Here is a 16,310-nt window from a genome sequence, read left to right as displayed (position 1 = left end):
ATTTTTCCTTATCAGGGAAGTGGTTTTAATTGATCCAACGCCATGTTTAACAGTAATACATTAACGACCGGCCCTCCGGCAAATGCAGGTTGAGGATTTTGAATGGTGCGGTTTATCAACTGTTCAACCTGCTCCCGCGATATACCGCGTACCTGTGCAATGTGTCCGGCCTGATAGTAAGCCGCCTGTGGTGAAATGTTCGGGTCCAGACCGCTGGCGGAACTCGTTACCAAATCGACTGGCACCGGTTCGGTATTACCGATGCGTTTATGCCATCCGTCAACACTCTGGCTGATGGCCTTGTCCAGCGCCGGATTGTTACCCGCCAGGTTGCTGCCGCCAGAAGCCAGCGTATTATAGGTGTTGTCGGCGGTTGCGGATGGGCGGCCCAGAAAATAGCCGTCACGGCTAAATGACTGTCCTATTAGTGCTGAACCCACGGCTTTGTCCTGCCGGTAGATCAATGAACCGTTGGCCTGGGACGGGAATAACCATTGTCCCAGCCCGGTGACCAGTAACGGGTATGCCAGCCCGGTAATTAAAGCCAACAACAGCAGTAATAGAATCGAAGAACGTACATAACGCATAACTTTCTCCTTAGCTTATGCTATACCCAGCCCGGTCAGCAGGATGTCAATCAGTTTGATGCCAAGGAAGGGTACCAGCAGCCCGCCCAGACCATAGATCCACAGGTTACGACTTAGCAGCGCTGCCGCACTCATTGGTTTATAGCTGATGCCTTTCAGCGCTAGCGGGATCAGAAACACAATGATTAACGCGTTAAAGATCACCGCCGACAGCATGGCGGAGGCCGGTGAGTGCAATCGCATCACATTCAGCGTATTCAATTGTGGATAGGTTGCGGCAAACGCGGCCGGAATAATGGCGAAATACTTGGCAACATCGTTGGCGATGCTGAATGTAGTCAGTGATCCACGGGTCATCAGCATCTGTTTACCGATGTGTACCACTTCGATCAGCTTGGTGGGGTTGGAGTCCAAATCCACCATGTTCCCGGCTTCTTTCGCTGCTCGTGTACCAGAGTTCATGGCGACAGCCACGTCGGCCTGTGCCAGCGCCGGAGCGTCGTTAGTACCGTCACCGGTCATGGCGACCATGCGGCCTTCTGCCTGATATTGGCGAATCAACATCAGTTTGGTTTCCGGCGTCGCTTCTGATAAAAAATCGTCCACACCCGCTTCAGCAGCAATCGCCGCGGCAGTCAGTGGGTTGTCTCCGGTGATCATCACCGTTTTAATGCCCATATTGCGTAGCTCGGCGAAACGTTCCTTGATGCCGCCTTTGACGATATCTTTTAGCGCTATCACGCCGAGTACGCGTTTGCCTTCGGAGACCACCAGTGGTGTTCCGCCCTGACGCGCTACGCCGGCCACTATCTCTTCTACTTCCGTCGGGAAATGTCCCTGGTTGGCGTCGATGTAACGGCGTAGCGCATCCACTGCGCCTTTACGGATGGTTCGTCCCTGAACATTAACACCGCTCATACGTGTTTGCGCAGAGAAGGGCACAAAGGTGGCATCCAATTCCTGCAATGGTCGTTCACGCAGGTTAAAGCGCTGTTTGGCCAGAATCACGATGCTGCGGCCTTCCGGTGTTTCATCTGCCAGAGATGCCAGTTGGGCTGCATCTGCCAGTGCCTGCTCACTGATACCGGGCGCGGGTAGGAATGCGGAAGCCTGACGATTCCCCAATGTGATGGTGCCGGTTTTATCCAGCAGCAGGACGTCAATATCCCCGGCGGCTTCCACCGCTCGTCCACTGGTGGCAATGACGTTGGCGCTCAGCATCCGGCTCATCCCGGCCACTCCGATAGCGGACAGCAGCCCGCCGATGGTGGTGGGAATCAGACACACCAGCAGCGCCACCAGGATAGTGATGCTGACTGCCGTGCCGCTGTTATTGGCCGCCACGCTGAACAGTGAGAAAGGGTACAGCGTAGCGGTGACCAGCAGGAAGATAATGGTTAGTTCCACCAGTAAAATCGTCAGAGCGATTTCGTTCGGCGTTTTACGGCGCTGGGCACCCTCTACCATGGCAATCATGCGGTCAATAAAGGTTTCCCCTGGATTAACGCTGCATTGAATCACCAGCCAATCGGACAATACGTGGGTGCCGCCAGTGACAGAGGCGAAATCACCACCGGACTCGCGGATAACCGGCGCGGACTCACCGGTAATCGCGCTTTCATCTACAGAAGCGCCGCCTTCCAGCACCTCGCCGTCACAGGGGATCATCTCTCCGGCGACAACTAACACCACGTCGCCTTTGCGCAGGCTTTCCGCCGTCACTCGCTGGGCATCGGCATCGTGGTGCGGTGCTGTCAGTTTGTTGGCCCAACTGGTTTTTTTTACTCCCCGCAGTGTTTCGGCTTGCGCTTTACTACGGCCTTCCGCCAGCGCTTCGGCAAAGTTGGCGAACAGTACGGTAATCCACAACCACAAGGAAACCGTACCGGTGAAGAAGGCGTCACCCGTCGTCTCCCGGGCGATAATCGCCAGCCAGATACCGGTTGTTAACAGGCTACCCAGATACACTACGAACATCACCGGATTGCGCCACTGTACCCGGGGATCAAGTTTTTTCACTGCATCTAACAGGGCGTTACCCATCAGAGTGGAATTAAAAAGTGCTTGCTGTTTACGAATCATCATAGATCTCCGGCTCAGTGAACCAGATTAAATGTCAAATGTTCGGCCACCGGGCCTAACGCCAAAGCGGGGATGAAGGTCAGTGCACCAATAAGTAGCACGATGGCAATCAGCATGCCGATGAACAGAGGACCACTGGTTGACAACGAACCTTTGGTTTCTGGTTGGCGCTTTTTGACGACCATCGAACCGGCAATTGCCATGACCGGTATCATTACCGAGAAGCGACCAATCAACATGACAATCGCCAGTAAGACGTTATAAAACGGAGTGTTGACGCTCAGACCGGCAAACGCGCTACCATTGTTATTCGCAGCCGAAGTGAAGGCATACAGCACTTCGCTGAAGCCATGTGCTCCCGGATTGAGGATCCCGTGGCGTCCGGCGTTGGTGCTGAGGGCAAGCGCCGTACCCAGCAGCACCAGTGCAGGGGTGATCAGAATGACCAGTGCGGTCATTTTCATCTCATAGGCCGCAATCTTTTTACCCAGATATTCCGGTGTGCGGCCAATCATTAGCCCGGCGATGAAGACGGTGATCAGCACGAAAATCAGCATACCGTATAACCCGGAACCTACACCGCCAAATACGACTTCACCCATCTGCATTAGCCACATGGGTATCATGCCACCCAATGCGGTGAATGAGTCATGCATGGCGTTAACGGCCCCACAGGACGTCGCGGTGGTGATAGCGGCAAAGAACGCCGAGGAAAGAATGCCGAAGCGAGTTTCCTTACCTTCCATGTTTTGGCTACTGTCGGCACCTAGTGCCAGCAAATGCGGATTACCGCTGACTTCCGCGTACATTACTGCCGTGGTAGCCACGACCAGGATGAGCAACATGGCCCACAGCAGAGTGTGACCTTGCCGGGGATTGTTCACTGCGCGGCCGAACGCAAAACACAACGCAGTAGGAATCAGCAGGATAGACAACATCTGTACCATATTGCTCAACGCGGTAGGGTTTTCAAACGGGTGCGACGAGTTGGCACCAAAGAAACCACCGCCATTGGTACCCAATAACTTGATGGCTTCCTGCGAGGCTACCGGGCCCATCGGCAGAATTTGCGAAGCGCCTTCCAGCGTCGTCAGGTGTTGGTAAGGCAGCAGATTCTGAATTACGCCCTGACTGATAAAGAACAGGCTTAACAGTAGCGAGAGTGGCAACAGTACATATAGCGTGATACGTAACAGATCTAACCAGGCGTTACCTAATGCGGTTGTTGAATGGCGCGCGAAAGCACGAATCAGCACGAACGCTACCGCGATACCGCTGGCGGCGGAGAGGAAGTTTTGTACCGTCAGCCCCAACATCTGACTGAAGTAACTTAGGGTGTTCTCCCCGCTGTAAGCCTGCCAGTTGGTGTTGGTCATAAAACTTACGGCGGTATTCAACGCCAGATGCCATGACAGCCCTGGCATATTTTGCGGGTTTAACGGTAAGTGATCCTGAAACATCAGCAGGAAAAACAACAACAATCCGCCGGTCAGATTAAACACCAGTATGGCCAACGTATATTGCTGCCAGCACATTTCATCCGTATTAAAACCGAAGCCACGTGCCACTGTCAGTTCGAACCGCTGTAGTACCGTACCGGTTTCCCCTTCGATCAGACGAGCCAAAAATTGTCCCAGGGGTTGAGCCAGCAGTATTACTGCCACCAGTAGACTGGCAATCAGTAAAAAAGCATCCGAGGCCATCAGAAATCCTCCGCCTTCAGTAAGGCATAAAACAGATAGATCAACAGTAGCACAACCAGAATGCTGCCTATGATGGTTCCGAAATTCACAATACACCCCCAACGGTGCTGTCAGAGCGAGAGAACGTCAGGTTACTCGGATGGAAAAAAAGAAAGTACAAATTTGACAAGGACCAGCGTAAAAAAAGTATAAAAATGCCGGGCTGCGAAATGAGCATTTGCGGAGGGAGGAACTCGTGAAGTGTAACGTTATTCACTACTATGCAACAAAATCGTGGCTGAATAATCAAGTAATAAATTGCGCATTTTTTGATCTATAAAGTGATAAGATTTTATCCGCATGGTAGCGTTTTGATCGACATTACCAATGTAGACATTCATAGCCAGTCGGGGTTTATCGTTCCTGACTGCCTTACATCGAGGATTGTCATGTCTCTTTATACTGCTTATTCCTGGCATCGAATTTTTCTGCGCCGCATAACGGTGATTGTAATTGGTGCGCTGATGTTTCCGGCGCTGCTTTTCTGGCGAGATCGCGCCCGCTTTTATAGCTATTTACATTGCGTCTGGCTGAAAACCAGTGACAAACCGGTATGGCTGGCACAGTCAGAGAGTGTTATTAACGATCTTTATTGATAACTGTGCCGTTATTTTTCAGCCCTTGCTGGGACACCACACTGTTCATATAAACGAGGGTTTTGTTTGCCCTTTTCCTGCCAGTCAGTCTCATTATTTATTACGTTATTTTCTGTCCCTTCTTCACAGCAACGGACATAAATCCGCTATGCTATTGAGATAGCGCTATCTTTTAGCGAGGTTGCCATAATGACACTTGATCAGATTCCCGTTGGTATTAGTGCTTGTCTGCTTGGAAATCCGGTACGTTTTGATGGTGGCCACAAGCGTTTTTCTTTCGCGGTAGAGCAGTTGACTCCTTATTTTGGTTTTGAATCGATATGTCCGGAAATGGCGATAGGGTTGCCAGTGCCTCGTCCTGCGCTGCGGCTGGTGAAGGATGACCAGGGCATGGTCACTATGCGTGCCAGTAATGGTGCGCCGCTGGATGTCACCGAAAAAATGCAGCTGTTTGCAACGGAGTCTACACAGAAGCTTATGCATTTATGTGGTTACATCGTTTGTGCCAAGTCCCCCAGTTGCGGTATGGAGCGGGTGAAGGTTTATGACGAATCTCAGAAGAATGCACGTAAAAGTGGCGTAGGGTTGTTCACTCAGCAACTTATGACGTTAATGCCGTGGTTACCGGTTGAAGAGGATGGACGTCTGCATGATCCGGTGCTGCGTGAAAATTTTATTGAGCGGGTTTTCACGTTGTATGAATTGAATCGACTATGGCAACAGGGGTTAAGTCGTGGTGCGTTGATGAATTTTCATAGCCGTTACAAACTGCTGCTGCTGGCGCACTCTCAACCGGGGTACCGAGAGTTGGGACGTTTCGTGGCCGCGATGGAACAATGGGATTCGCTGGCAGATTTTGCTGCGGAATACCGTTTACGGCTGATGAAACTGTTATCGCATCCGGCCAGTCGGCGTAACCATACCAACGTGCTGATGCATGTGCAGGGCTATTTCCGTCGCCAGCTGACAACACTGCAACGACAGGAGTTGACTCATCTTATTGAACGGTATCGTCAGGGTATGCAGCCGCTATTGGCGCCCATCACGTTGTTACGCCACTACCTGTCTGAGTACCCGGATGCTTATTTGTCCCAGCAGCGTTATTTTGACCCTTACCCGGAAGCGTTGCGTTTACGTTATGGTCATTAGTTTTCAGTGAAAAGGATGGTTCATGACCACACATCTGGTCTGGCTTCGTAACGATTTACGCCTTACCGATAATCTGGCATTACATGCGGCTTGTCAGGATCCGACGGCCAACGTGATAGCCCTGTTTATTGCCACTCCGGCGCAGTGGGCCCGGCATGATATGTCGCCGCGTCAGGCCGCGTTTTTGCTGAAAAATCTGCATGTGTTGCAACGGTCTTTGCATGACATCGGTATTGAACTGCACTATCACCAATGTGCTGATTTTACAGACAGCGTTCGCTGGCTGACGGAATATTGCCGGCAACAGCGAGTTACCCATCTGTTCTATAACTATCAATATGAATTGAACGAGCGCCAGCGGGATCTTTCGCTGGAGCAGGAATTGGCCGGACAGGTAATTTGTCAGGGGTTTGACGACAGTGTATTGCTACCGCCGGGTAGTGTTATGACTGGAGATGGTGAGATGTATAAGGTATTTACACCATTTCGTGAGGCGTTCATCAAACGATTGCTACATAGCGATATCCATTGTGTTCCCGCCCCGGTGCCGCGCACAATGGCAATCACTCTTCCACTACGGCCGTTGACACCATTCAGTTATCCCCTGCAAACAATAAACGACGCATATCCAGCGGGGGAAAAGTCCGCATTACAGCGGTTACGTGATTTCTGCCACGAACAGATTCAGTTTTATCACCAACAACGTGATTTCCCGGCACAAGCAGCTACCAGTAAGCTTTCTCCTTATCTCGCACTGGGCGTGTTGTCGCCACGGCAATGCATTAACCGTATGCGGATAGAACAGCCCGACTGGTTACAGCAACGTGAGGGGGGAGCATTTGTCTGGTTCAATGAACTGATTTGGCGGGAGTTTTATCGCCACGTGTTGGCATTCAATCCATCTGTATGTAAACGGCAACCCTATATCGATTGGACCCAACGGATTGCCTGGCGTCAGGATCCTCATGGGTTAGCTGCCTGGCAGCGGGGGGATACCGGGTATCCCATTGTGGACGCCGGCATGCGGCAACTCAATCAGACGGGGTGGATGCATAACCGTTTGCGTATGATTTGTGCCAGTTTTCTGGTGAAGGATTTGTTGATCGATTGGCGGGAAGGCGAACATTATTTCATGATGCAACTGCTGGATGGCGATCTGGCCGCTAACAATGGTGGCTGGCAGTGGGCGGCCTCGACAGGAATGGATGCCGCGCCTTATTTTCGTATTTTTAACCCAACTGTTCAGGGTGAACGTTTTGATCCTGAAGGGACATTTATTCGACACTGGGTACCAGAATTGGCGCTAGTACCAGGAAAGTCGATTCATCAACCTCACCGCTGGGCGGAAAGTCAGCGTCATCAGTTGAACTATCCTCAGCCTATAGTTGAGCACAAACAGGCCCGCTTACGGGCGTTGGCCGCTTTTAAGGCGGCAAAAGATGTCAACCCTGGTGGTGACAAATAACAAAGGAGGCGTGTTTATGCGTAATACCGAACTGGAAACACTGATTAACCAGTTACTGAATGTCGCGGCGTTTCAGGACTACGGCCCGAACGGGCTACAGGTCGAAGGGCGGCCTGAGGTCAAACGTATTATTACGGGTGTCACTGCCTGTCAGGCATTGCTGAATGTCGCAGTGGAGAGGAATGCGGATGCGGTACTGGTACACCACGGCTATTTCTGGAAAAACGATCCCGTCTCTGTTCGCGGCATAAAACGCCAGCGTCTGAAAACATTGTTAGCCAATGATATCAACCTGTACGGCTACCATTTGCCACTGGATGCCCATCCTGAACTGGGGAATAACGCTAAGCTGGCAGCAATGCTGGATATTGACGTACAAGGCGAAATCGAGATGTATCTGCCATATGGTGAACTGCGTCAGCCACAGAGTGGTGAAGATCTATGCCAAAAGCTGGAAGTCCTGCTTGACCGGACGGTGCTGCACTGTAGCGATAATGCGCCAGCGGTAATTAAACGGATTGCATGGTGCACCGGTGGTGGCCAGAGTTTTATTGACCAAGCGGCCGATTTTGGCGTCGATGCCTTCATCACCGGCGAAGTGTCTGAAAAAACCATTCATACCGCGCGTGAGATGGGCATTCATTTCTATGCCGCGGGTCATCATGCCACGGAGCGAGCCGGTATTCGTTCGTTGGGAGAGTGGTTGGCTCAACATCACGGTTTTGACGTGACCTTTATTGATATACCTAACCCGGCGTAAGAACCGTTCAGTCATGATATGAGGTTGGGGCCATTAGTGGCCGGCCATTCGTCAATAGTGGAGGAAGGATGCAACGGGCACGCTGTTATCTGTTGGGGGAGAAGGCTGTAGTGCTGGAACTGGAACCCCCGGTACTACTGGAAAGCCAGCAGCGTATATGGGGATTGGCTGAACGTCTGAATTATCACGAAGATGTGAGAGAAGTCATTCCCGGTATGAATAATATTACGGTTGTACTGGAACACCCTCAGCAAGTGGCGCTGGATGCTATTGAATGGTTGCAGCATTGGTGGGAAGCGAGTGAATTATTGGAGATGGAGTCACGGGATATTGCTATTCCGGTTGTCTATGGCGGTGATAGTGGACCCGATTTGTCGTTGGTGGCCGAGCATTGTGGAATGAGTGCAAAACAGGTGGTGGCATGTCATTCCGCAGGCCACTATATCGTCTATTTTCTTGGCTTTCAGCCTGGTTTTGCTTATCTGGGCGGACTAGATGAACAGCTTTATACCCCACGCCGGGCCGAGCCGCGGTTGTACGTGCCAGCGGGTTCCGTTGGTATTGGCGGTCATCAAACCGGTGTTTATCCTCTGTCGACACCGGGTGGCTGGCAGCTTATCGGTCATACCCCTTTGTCTTTATTCAATCCGACAGACAATCCCCCTACTTTGTTAAGACCAGGGGATCGGGTACGTTTTGTTCCCCAGCCGGAGGGAATATGCTGAATATTAGCCGGGCCGGTTTATATACCTCAGTACAGGATACCGGCCGTTTCGGTTTGCGTCGGTCAGGTGTCAGTCAGTGTGGTGCGTTGGATATTCCTGCATTGAAAATTGCCAATCTGCTGGTTGGTAACGATAGTGGTGCCGCCGCGCTGGAGATTACGCTGGGGCAGTTGGTAGTTTCGTTTACGTCAAATTGCTGGATTGCGCTGACCGGCGCTGATTGCCATGCAGACCTGGATGGAAAGCCGTTGTGGACGGGATGGCGCTTTGCAGTTGAACCCGGTCAGGTATTGCGCTTGCGAGCACCACGACATGGTATGCGCAGCTATCTGGGGGTTTCTGGCGGTATCCAGGTACCCGAAATACTGGGATCATCCAGTACAGATCTAAAAGCTGGATTCGGCGGCCTGGATGGACGTTTGCTGGCAGACGGTGACCAGCTTCGGCTAGGTAAACCTATCGTGTTGCCTAAAAAACAGGTTGGTGTGAAGCAGTTACTGTTCAGTAATCGTATACGGGCATTGCCGGGGCCGGAATATCAGGAGTTTAGTGAAGACGCACGTAATACTTTCTGGCGTGCTGACTGGCATCTTAGTCCGCAAAGTAATCGTATGGGATACCGTTTACAGGGACCGTCGCTTGAGCGCCATATATCGCGTGAAATGTTATCTCATGGCGTGTTGCCAGGTGTGGTGCAAATACCTCACAACGGCAGACCCATTGTATTGATGGCCGATGCACAAACCACCGGGGGATATCCGCGCATTGCCTGTGTAATCGAAGCCGATCTTTACAATTTGGCACAAATTCGCCTCGGTGAGCCGGTACACTTTATTCACTGCTCGCTTGAGGATGCTCGGCGAACGTTGCAGGAGCAACAGCGTTATCTGGAACAATTGGCTTGGAGGCTACATGGTAATTGATTTAAATGCCGACCTGGGAGAAGGTGGCCAATATGATGAGGAATTATTACAGTTGGTCAGTTCTGCCAACATCGCCTGTGGATTTCATGCCGGAGATGCGCTGAGCATGCGCCAGTCAGTTCTCTGGGCAATAAAATATGGTGTAGCCATCGGTGCTCACCCCAGTTTTCCAGACCGGCAAAACTTTGGTCGTACTGCCATGCAGTTACCACCGGAAACGGTTTATGCGCAGGTGGTCTATCAACTGGGGGCATTATCCGCGATCATTAAAGCAGAAGGAGCGCGGATGTTCCATGTGAAGCCTCATGGCATGCTTTATAACCAGGCAGCCAGGGATCCAGCGTTAGCGGATGCTATTGCACAAGCGGTCAAGGCTGTTGATCCTGGCTTGTGTCTGGTTGGTCTGGCGGGTAGTGAGATAATACGGGCTGGAAAACGAGCTGGACTTAAAACCCGCCATGAGGTCTTCGCCGATCGGGGTTATCAGCTTGATGGAACATTGGTGCCGCGTGGACAGCCTTCAGCATTGATTAACAGTGACGAACTGGCATTGGCGCAGACACTGGAGATGATTCAGCGTCAGCGGGTGCGGGCCAGTGACGGAAGCTGGGTCACGGTTCAGGCCGATACGGTTTGTCTGCATGGCGATGGTGATCATGCGTTGATTTTTGCACGGAAACTACGGCAAAGTTTTACCCAATACGGGATTCGGGTCAGTGCGCAGTAGGTCTGAATGGGCGAGATGGAAAGCGTTGCGATTGCGATGAACACATGGGCGCCCGCTCGATAAGCACCACAATGGTTATGTTCTTGAGAGAATATTGCCATTGTCTGGTACTTGCTACAGTTGTTATTTGTTGTATTAAAAATAGTTAAGGGCCGGATTATCCGGCCCTTATGACACGAGTTAATACAAACAGGATCAGCGTTTGCTTATCGATGAATCGAAGTCGCGCTGTTCATAACCGGTATACAACTGGCGCGGACGGGCGATTTTCAGACCGTCGCCGTGCATTTCACTCCAGTGCGCAATCCAGCCAACGGTGCGGGCAATAGCGAAAATAACAGTAAACATGGTGGAAGGAATTCCCATGGCTTTCAGAATGATGCCAGAGTAGAAGTCCACATTCGGATACAGTTTACGCTCAATAAAGTACGGATCGTTGAGCGCAATATTTTCCAGTTCCATTGCCACTTCAAGCAGATCGTCTTTCGTACCCAGCTCTTTCAGCACTTCATGACAGGTTTGGCGCATTACGGTGGCACGGGGATCATAGTTTTTATATACACGATGACCAAATCCCATCAAACGGAAAGAGTCATTCTTGTCTTTCGCACGTTTAATGAATTCCGGAATGTGTTTAACAGAACTGATTTCCTCCAGCATGCGCAAACAGGCTTCATTGGCGCCACCGTGTGCCGGTCCCCACAATGAAGCAATACCTGCGGCAATACAGGCAAAGGGATTTGCGCCAGACGAACCTGCGGTACGTACCGTGGAAGTAGACGCATTTTGTTCATGGTCAGCGTGCAGGATCAAGATTCGATCCATCGCACGCTCCAGTACCGGGTTCACCTTGTATTCTTCACACGGAGTAGAAAACATCATGTGCAGGAAGTTACCGGCATAAGAGAGATCGTTTTTCGGATAAACAAAAGGCTGGCCGATAGAGTATTTGTAACACATGGCCGCCACGGTCGGCATTTTTGACAGCAAACGGTATGCTGCAATTTCACGATGGCGTTCGTTACCGATATCCAGTGAATCATGATAGAAGGCAGCCAGAGCGCCAGTTACCCCACACAGCACGGCCATTGGGTGGGAGTCACGACGAAAACCGTGGAACAGACGGGTGATCTGTTCGTGAATCATGGTGTGGCGGGTAACGGTGGTCTTGAAAGTATCATACTGCTCTTGAGTCGGAGCTTCGCCAAACAGCAGAATATAGCAGACTTCCAGATAGGTCGATTTTTCAGCTAGCTGAGAGATAGGAAAGCCACGGTGTAACAAAATTCCCTGGTCGCCATCGATGTAGGTAATCTTGGATTCGCACGATGCGGTAGAAGTAAAGCCAGGGTCGAAGGTGTAATAGCCTTTAGAACCGAGGGCACGAACATCAATTTCGTCATTACCGAGCGTACCTGTCAGGACATCAAGCTCAATCTGCTCTTGATCTATGATAAGCGTCGCTTTTTTATCAGCCATTATAGTCTCCTTAGCGCTTTGATTTTAAATATTTTCCACCGTAGAAACATCGTCATGCCTGACTCTGTAGAGGGATGCGCAGCACCAATAGGGCACAGAGTCGAAACTATGTGCGTCAGGCAGGTTTCATTCAGGATGAACAAGTTGTTCTCCCTGTGTGGATATTAACCATGTTCTGAATTCATTGTAGTCATTAACGATGCACGATGATTTTCCCGGGGACGTTATTTACCCACTGTTACATAACTTGTGCAGATGGGAAAGGGCCACTGTTGACCTTTAGCACAGCATAAGAAATCCAGTCACTAGTTGTAATTTAAATGTTGATCTTTTGTCAAATCAGATAATTGATTTTATATAAATTGTGAAAATCGTGATCTAAATCACTGTTCAAGGGAAATGTGTCCAAACCGTTTGTGTGGTAATTGTAATGAGAATGTGAAGTGCCTATACTGCCGCCAGGTCTCCGGAATACCCTGCAGTAGGAGCACCCAGTATGATAGGTCTGCGCGGTTTGAACATTCGACATTGATATGTAAGAGCGGCGTGAGCAAAGGAATATGAAACTGATTCCACCTTTTATGCTGTCTGACCCCCCACAACAGGTCCGGAGGAAGAAAATAATAAAAGCTGTGTGGGCGAATCTGTGAAAAAACAACGACCTGTCAACCTTGATCTGCAAACGATCCGATTTCCTATTACTGCGATCGCATCAATTCTTCACCGTGCCTCCGGCGTTATTACTTTTGTCGCCGTCGGTATTTTATTGTGGTTGCTGGGCATTTCCCTCTCTTCTCCGGAAGGTTTCATGCAGGCTGCTGCCATCATGGACAGCTTCATCGTGAAATTTATCGTCTGGGGCATCTTGACTGCATTGGCTTACCATATTGTTGGTGGTCTGCGTCATCTGCTGATGGATTTTGGATATATCGAAGAAGATCTTGTCTCAGGAACTCGCTCTGCAAATCTTTCCTTCATTATTACTGTCGTGCTTTCATTTTTGGCTGGAGTCCTCGTATGGTAAGTAATGCCTCTGCATTGGGACGTAATGGCGTACACGATTGGTTATTACTTCGCGCTTCTGCCATTGTCATCGTGCTGTATGTGCTTTATATCGTTGGCTTCATTGTCAGCGCTAATGACATAACTTATGAAGTCTGGCATGGTTTTTTCGCCATGCATCTCACTAAAGTTTTCACCCTGTTAACACTGTTCTCGATCCTGGTTCATGCCTGGATTGGAATGTGGCAGGTATTGACCGACTACATTAAACCGCTGGCCGTCCGACTAACTTTGCAGTTAGCGATCGTGGTTGTGCTGATGGTGTATGTCATTTATGGAACTGTTGTAGTGTGGGGTGCGTAATGAATCTGCCAGTCAGAGAGTTTGATGCTGTTGTTATCGGTGCGGGCGGCGCAGGTATGCGTGCTGCATTGCAAATTTCCCAGATGGGCCTTTCCTGCGCCCTGCTATCCAAAGTGTTCCCGACCCGTTCCCACACCGTTTCCGCCCAGGGGGGGATTACCGTTGCGCTTGGTAATACCCATGAAGATAACTGGGAATGGCATATGTATGACACGGTGAAAGGCTCCGATTATATCGGTGACCAGGATGCTATTGAATACATGTGTAAAACTGGTCCGGAAGCGGTTCTGGAACTGGAGCACATGGGGTTGCCTTTTTCCCGTCTGGATGATGGCAGTATTTATCAACGACCGTTTGGTGGTCAGTCCAGAAATTTTGGCGGTGAGCAGGCGGCGCGTACTGCGGCGGCGGCGGACCGAACCGGTCATGCTTTGTTGCATACCCTTTATCAGCAGAACCTGAAGAATCACACGACGATATTTTCTGAATGGTATGCACTGGATCTGGTGAAAAATCAGGATGGTGCGGTGATGGGATGTACCGCCATTTGTATCGAAACTGGTGAAGTCGTATATTTCAAGGCTCGTGCCACCGTGCTGGCAACCGGCGGTGCCGGACGTATTTATCAATCCACGACGAACGCCCACATTAATACCGGTGACGGTGTTGGTATGGCATTGCGTGCCGGTGTGCCGGTTCAGGATATGGAAATGTGGCAGTTCCATCCAACAGGTATTGCCGGTGCTGGTGTGCTGGTTACTGAAGGTTGTCGTGGTGAAGGTGGCTATTTGCTCAATAAGCACGGCGAACGCTTCATGGAACGTTACGCGCCGAATGCCAAAGATCTGGCGGGTCGTGATGTTGTTGCCCGTTCAATCATGATCGAAATCCGTGAAGGTCGTGGTTGTGATGGCCCATGGGGTCCTCATGCCAAATTGAAACTAGACCATCTCGGTAAAGATGTTTTGGAATCCCGTCTGCCAGGTATCCTGGAGCTTTCCCGTACTTTCGCCCATGTTGATCCCGTTAAAGAGCCTATTCCGGTTATTCCAACCTGTCACTATATGATGGGGGGGATCCCGACCAAGGTGACCGGTCAGGTATTGGCCGTGAATGAACAAGGTGAGGATGTGGTTATCCCCGGTTTGTTCGCTGTCGGTGAAATTGCCTGCGTATCTGTACATGGGGCGAATCGTCTGGGCGGTAATTCACTGCTGGACTTGATCGTGTTTGGACGCTCAGCCGGTATGCATCTGCAGGAGTCACTGGAAGAACAGGGTGCTACCCGTGATGCCAGCAATTCTGATATCGAGGCTTCTCTTGATCGCCTTAATCGCTGGAACAGTACCCGTTCCGGTGAAGATCCGGTGGAAATCCGTAAAGCACTACAGGCCTGTATGCAACACAACTTCTCGGTATTTCGTGAAGGTGATGCCATGGCAAAAGGTTTGGAAGAGCTTAAGGTGATTCGTGAGCGTCTGAAGAATGCTCGTCTGGATGATACTTCCAACGATTTCAATACACAGCGTATTGAATGTCTGGAGTTGGATAACCTGATGGAAACCGCCTATGCCACCGCTGTTTCGGCTAATTTCCGCACTGAGAGCCGTGGTGCGCATAGTCGTTTCGACTATCCTGATCGTGATGATGATAAGTGGTTGTGTCATACGCTCTATCAACCGCAAACCGAAAGCATGACGCGCCGTAAGGTGAACATGCAACCTAAATTGCGCCCGGCTTTTCCACCGAAAGTGCGTACTTATTAATTGCGGAGATTAAGCGATGAAACTCGAATTTTCCATTTATCGTTATAACCCAGATGTTGATGATGCGCCGCATATGCAGGATTACAGCCTGGATGTTGACGCTGGGCGTGACATGATGCTACTGGATGCGCTGATTCAGTTGAAAGAACAGGATCCCACGTTGGCATTCCGTCGTTCCTGCCGTGAAGGTGTCTGTGGTTCAGACGGAGTAAATATGAACGGAAAAAATGGGCTGGCTTGTATTACGCCGATTTCTTCCTTGCAGCGCGGTAACAACAAGATAGTGATTCGTCCTCTTCCTGGTTTGCCAGTGGTACGTGATTTGGTAGTAGACATGGGGCAATTCTATGCCCAGTATGAGAAAATCAAACCTTACTTGTTGAATAATGGGCGAAATCCACCGGCACGTGAACATCTGCAATCTCCAGAACAACGGGCAAAACTGGATGGATTATATGAGTGCATTATGTGTGCTTGCTGTTCTACGTCATGCCCATCATTCTGGTGGAATCCGGACAAATTTATCGGTCCGGCCGGATTACTGGCGGCATATCGTTTCCTGATTGATAGTCGCGATACGGAAACCCAGGCACGTCTGGATGATTTGGACGATGCTTTCAGTGTCTTTCGTTGCCACAGTATTATGAATTGTGTCAGCGTATGCCCGAAAGGGCTGAATCCGACACGAGCTATCGGTCATATCAAGTCAATGTTGCTGCAACGCAGTGCCTGACAGTAAATCGTAGCGAGTCGCATGTTCGCTCCTCTGTGTTTTTTGCAGGGGGGCGGCAGGAAACCTTTAAAAACCGGCTTATGCGCCGAACCGATTTTTAAAGGTTCCTTAGAGGTTAAGGATATCCTCAGCCTGCAATAAGCAGGCGCGATAAGTGAACCGTTTTTACGGCAACCTGTTTTTTATACGACACAATAAACATGTTAACCAC

16 protein-coding genes are annotated in these 16,310 nt (G+C 50.4%); 11 read left to right on the top strand and 5 right to left on the bottom strand.

Annotated features, from left to right (window positions below; translation table 11 throughout):
• Nucleotides 1-11 precede the first annotated feature (11 nt).
• The 4 genes from kdpC to kdpF are packed head-to-tail and all read right to left on the bottom strand — an operon-like array spanning nucleotide 12 to nucleotide 4,461.
• Nucleotides 12-587, bottom strand: coding sequence for a potassium-transporting ATPase subunit KdpC (kdpC, locus tag CWC46_RS18175; protein ID WP_021015122.1), 576 nt, complete (start codon nucleotides 585-587; stop codon nucleotides 12-14).
• A gap of 15 nt (nucleotides 588-602) precedes the next feature.
• Nucleotides 603-2,669, bottom strand: coding sequence for a potassium-transporting ATPase subunit KdpB (gene kdpB, locus CWC46_RS18170; protein ID WP_021015123.1), 2,067 nt, complete (start codon nucleotides 2,667-2,669; stop codon nucleotides 603-605).
• Nucleotides 2,670-2,683: 14 nt separating this feature from the next.
• Entirely contained in the window at nucleotides 2,684-4,372 is a 1,689-nt protein-coding gene (gene kdpA / locus CWC46_RS18165; protein WP_021015124.1) for a potassium-transporting ATPase subunit KdpA, read from the bottom strand.
• Complete coding sequence (kdpF, locus tag CWC46_RS23710; RefSeq protein WP_101377516.1) at nucleotides 4,372-4,461, bottom strand: K(+)-transporting ATPase subunit F; 90 nt, start codon at nucleotides 4,459-4,461, stop codon at nucleotides 4,372-4,374. The genes kdpA and kdpF overlap by 1 nt, the downstream gene beginning before the upstream one ends.
• Nucleotides 4,462-4,800: 339 nt before the next feature.
• On the opposite strand from kdpF, the gene CWC46_RS18155 reads away from it, so the two are divergent.
• The 7 genes from CWC46_RS18155 to pxpA all read left to right on the top strand — a co-directional run bounded on the left by CWC46_RS18155 (nucleotide 4,801) and on the right by pxpA (nucleotide 10,756).
• Nucleotides 4,801-5,007, top strand: a complete 207-nt coding sequence (locus tag CWC46_RS18155; protein ID WP_021015125.1) for a YbfA family protein — start codon at nucleotides 4,801-4,803, stop codon at nucleotides 5,005-5,007.
• Nucleotides 5,008-5,196: 189 nt separating this feature from the next.
• Nucleotides 5,197-6,156 carry a YbgA family protein gene (locus CWC46_RS18150; RefSeq protein ID WP_021015126.1) on the top strand — a complete coding sequence of 320 codons (960 nt, stop codon included), beginning with the start codon at nucleotides 5,197-5,199 and terminating at the stop codon, nucleotides 6,154-6,156.
• A 22-nt stretch (nucleotides 6,157-6,178) separates the two neighbouring features.
• On the top strand, nucleotides 6,179-7,621 hold the full coding sequence (phrB, locus tag CWC46_RS18145; protein WP_021015127.1) for a deoxyribodipyrimidine photo-lyase: 1,443 nt from the start codon (nucleotides 6,179-6,181) through the stop codon (nucleotides 7,619-7,621).
• A 16-nt stretch (nucleotides 7,622-7,637) separates the two neighbouring features.
• Entirely contained in the window at nucleotides 7,638-8,381 is a 744-nt protein-coding gene (locus CWC46_RS18140; RefSeq protein ID WP_021015128.1) for a type 2 GTP cyclohydrolase I, read from the top strand.
• Nucleotides 8,382-8,449: 68 nt separating this feature from the next.
• Nucleotides 8,450-9,106, top strand: coding sequence for a 5-oxoprolinase subunit PxpB (gene pxpB / locus CWC46_RS18135; protein ID WP_021015129.1), 657 nt, complete (start codon nucleotides 8,450-8,452; stop codon nucleotides 9,104-9,106).
• A complete protein-coding gene (pxpC, locus tag CWC46_RS18130) occupies nucleotides 9,100-10,029 on the top strand; it encodes a 5-oxoprolinase subunit PxpC (RefSeq protein WP_021015130.1) in 930 nt (309 codons plus the stop codon). The genes pxpB and pxpC overlap by 7 nt, the downstream gene beginning before the upstream one ends.
• Complete coding sequence (gene pxpA / locus CWC46_RS18125; RefSeq protein WP_021015131.1) at nucleotides 10,019-10,756, top strand: 5-oxoprolinase subunit PxpA; 738 nt, start codon at nucleotides 10,019-10,021, stop codon at nucleotides 10,754-10,756. The genes pxpC and pxpA overlap by 11 nt, the downstream gene beginning before the upstream one ends.
• A gap of 195 nt (nucleotides 10,757-10,951) precedes the next feature.
• Here pxpA and CWC46_RS18120 read toward each other — a convergent pair whose 3' ends face one another.
• Nucleotides 10,952-12,235, bottom strand: a complete 1,284-nt coding sequence (locus CWC46_RS18120; RefSeq protein ID WP_021015132.1) for a citrate synthase — start codon at nucleotides 12,233-12,235, stop codon at nucleotides 10,952-10,954.
• Nucleotides 12,236-12,869: 634 nt separating this feature from the next.
• Here CWC46_RS18120 and sdhC point away from each other — a divergent pair.
• From sdhC to CWC46_RS18100, 4 genes are read left to right on the top strand one after another with little or no spacing between them, the layout of a single operon-like run.
• Nucleotides 12,870-13,259, top strand: a complete 390-nt coding sequence (gene sdhC / locus CWC46_RS18115; RefSeq protein WP_037380765.1) for a succinate dehydrogenase cytochrome b556 subunit — start codon at nucleotides 12,870-12,872, stop codon at nucleotides 13,257-13,259.
• Nucleotides 13,253-13,600, top strand: a complete 348-nt coding sequence (gene sdhD, locus CWC46_RS18110) for a succinate dehydrogenase membrane anchor subunit (RefSeq protein WP_021015134.1) — start codon at nucleotides 13,253-13,255, stop codon at nucleotides 13,598-13,600. The genes sdhC and sdhD overlap by 7 nt, the downstream gene beginning before the upstream one ends.
• Nucleotides 13,600-15,366, top strand: coding sequence for a succinate dehydrogenase flavoprotein subunit (sdhA, locus tag CWC46_RS18105; protein WP_021015135.1), 1,767 nt, complete (start codon nucleotides 13,600-13,602; stop codon nucleotides 15,364-15,366). Before sdhD ends, sdhA begins: the two co-directional genes overlap by 1 nt.
• A gap of 16 nt (nucleotides 15,367-15,382) precedes the next feature.
• Nucleotides 15,383-16,099 carry a succinate dehydrogenase iron-sulfur subunit gene (locus CWC46_RS18100; protein WP_021015136.1) on the top strand — a complete coding sequence of 239 codons (717 nt, stop codon included), beginning with the start codon at nucleotides 15,383-15,385 and terminating at the stop codon, nucleotides 16,097-16,099.
• Nucleotides 16,100-16,310: the final 211 nt, after the last annotated feature.

This window comes from Prodigiosinella confusarubida (genome assembly GCF_002847015.1).
In the GTDB taxonomy this organism is placed as follows: domain Bacteria; phylum Pseudomonadota; class Gammaproteobacteria; order Enterobacterales; family Enterobacteriaceae; genus Prodigiosinella; species Prodigiosinella aquatilis.
The sequence above is the reverse complement of the archived record's forward strand: the minus strand, read 5'-3'. Positions and strand labels throughout refer to the sequence as shown.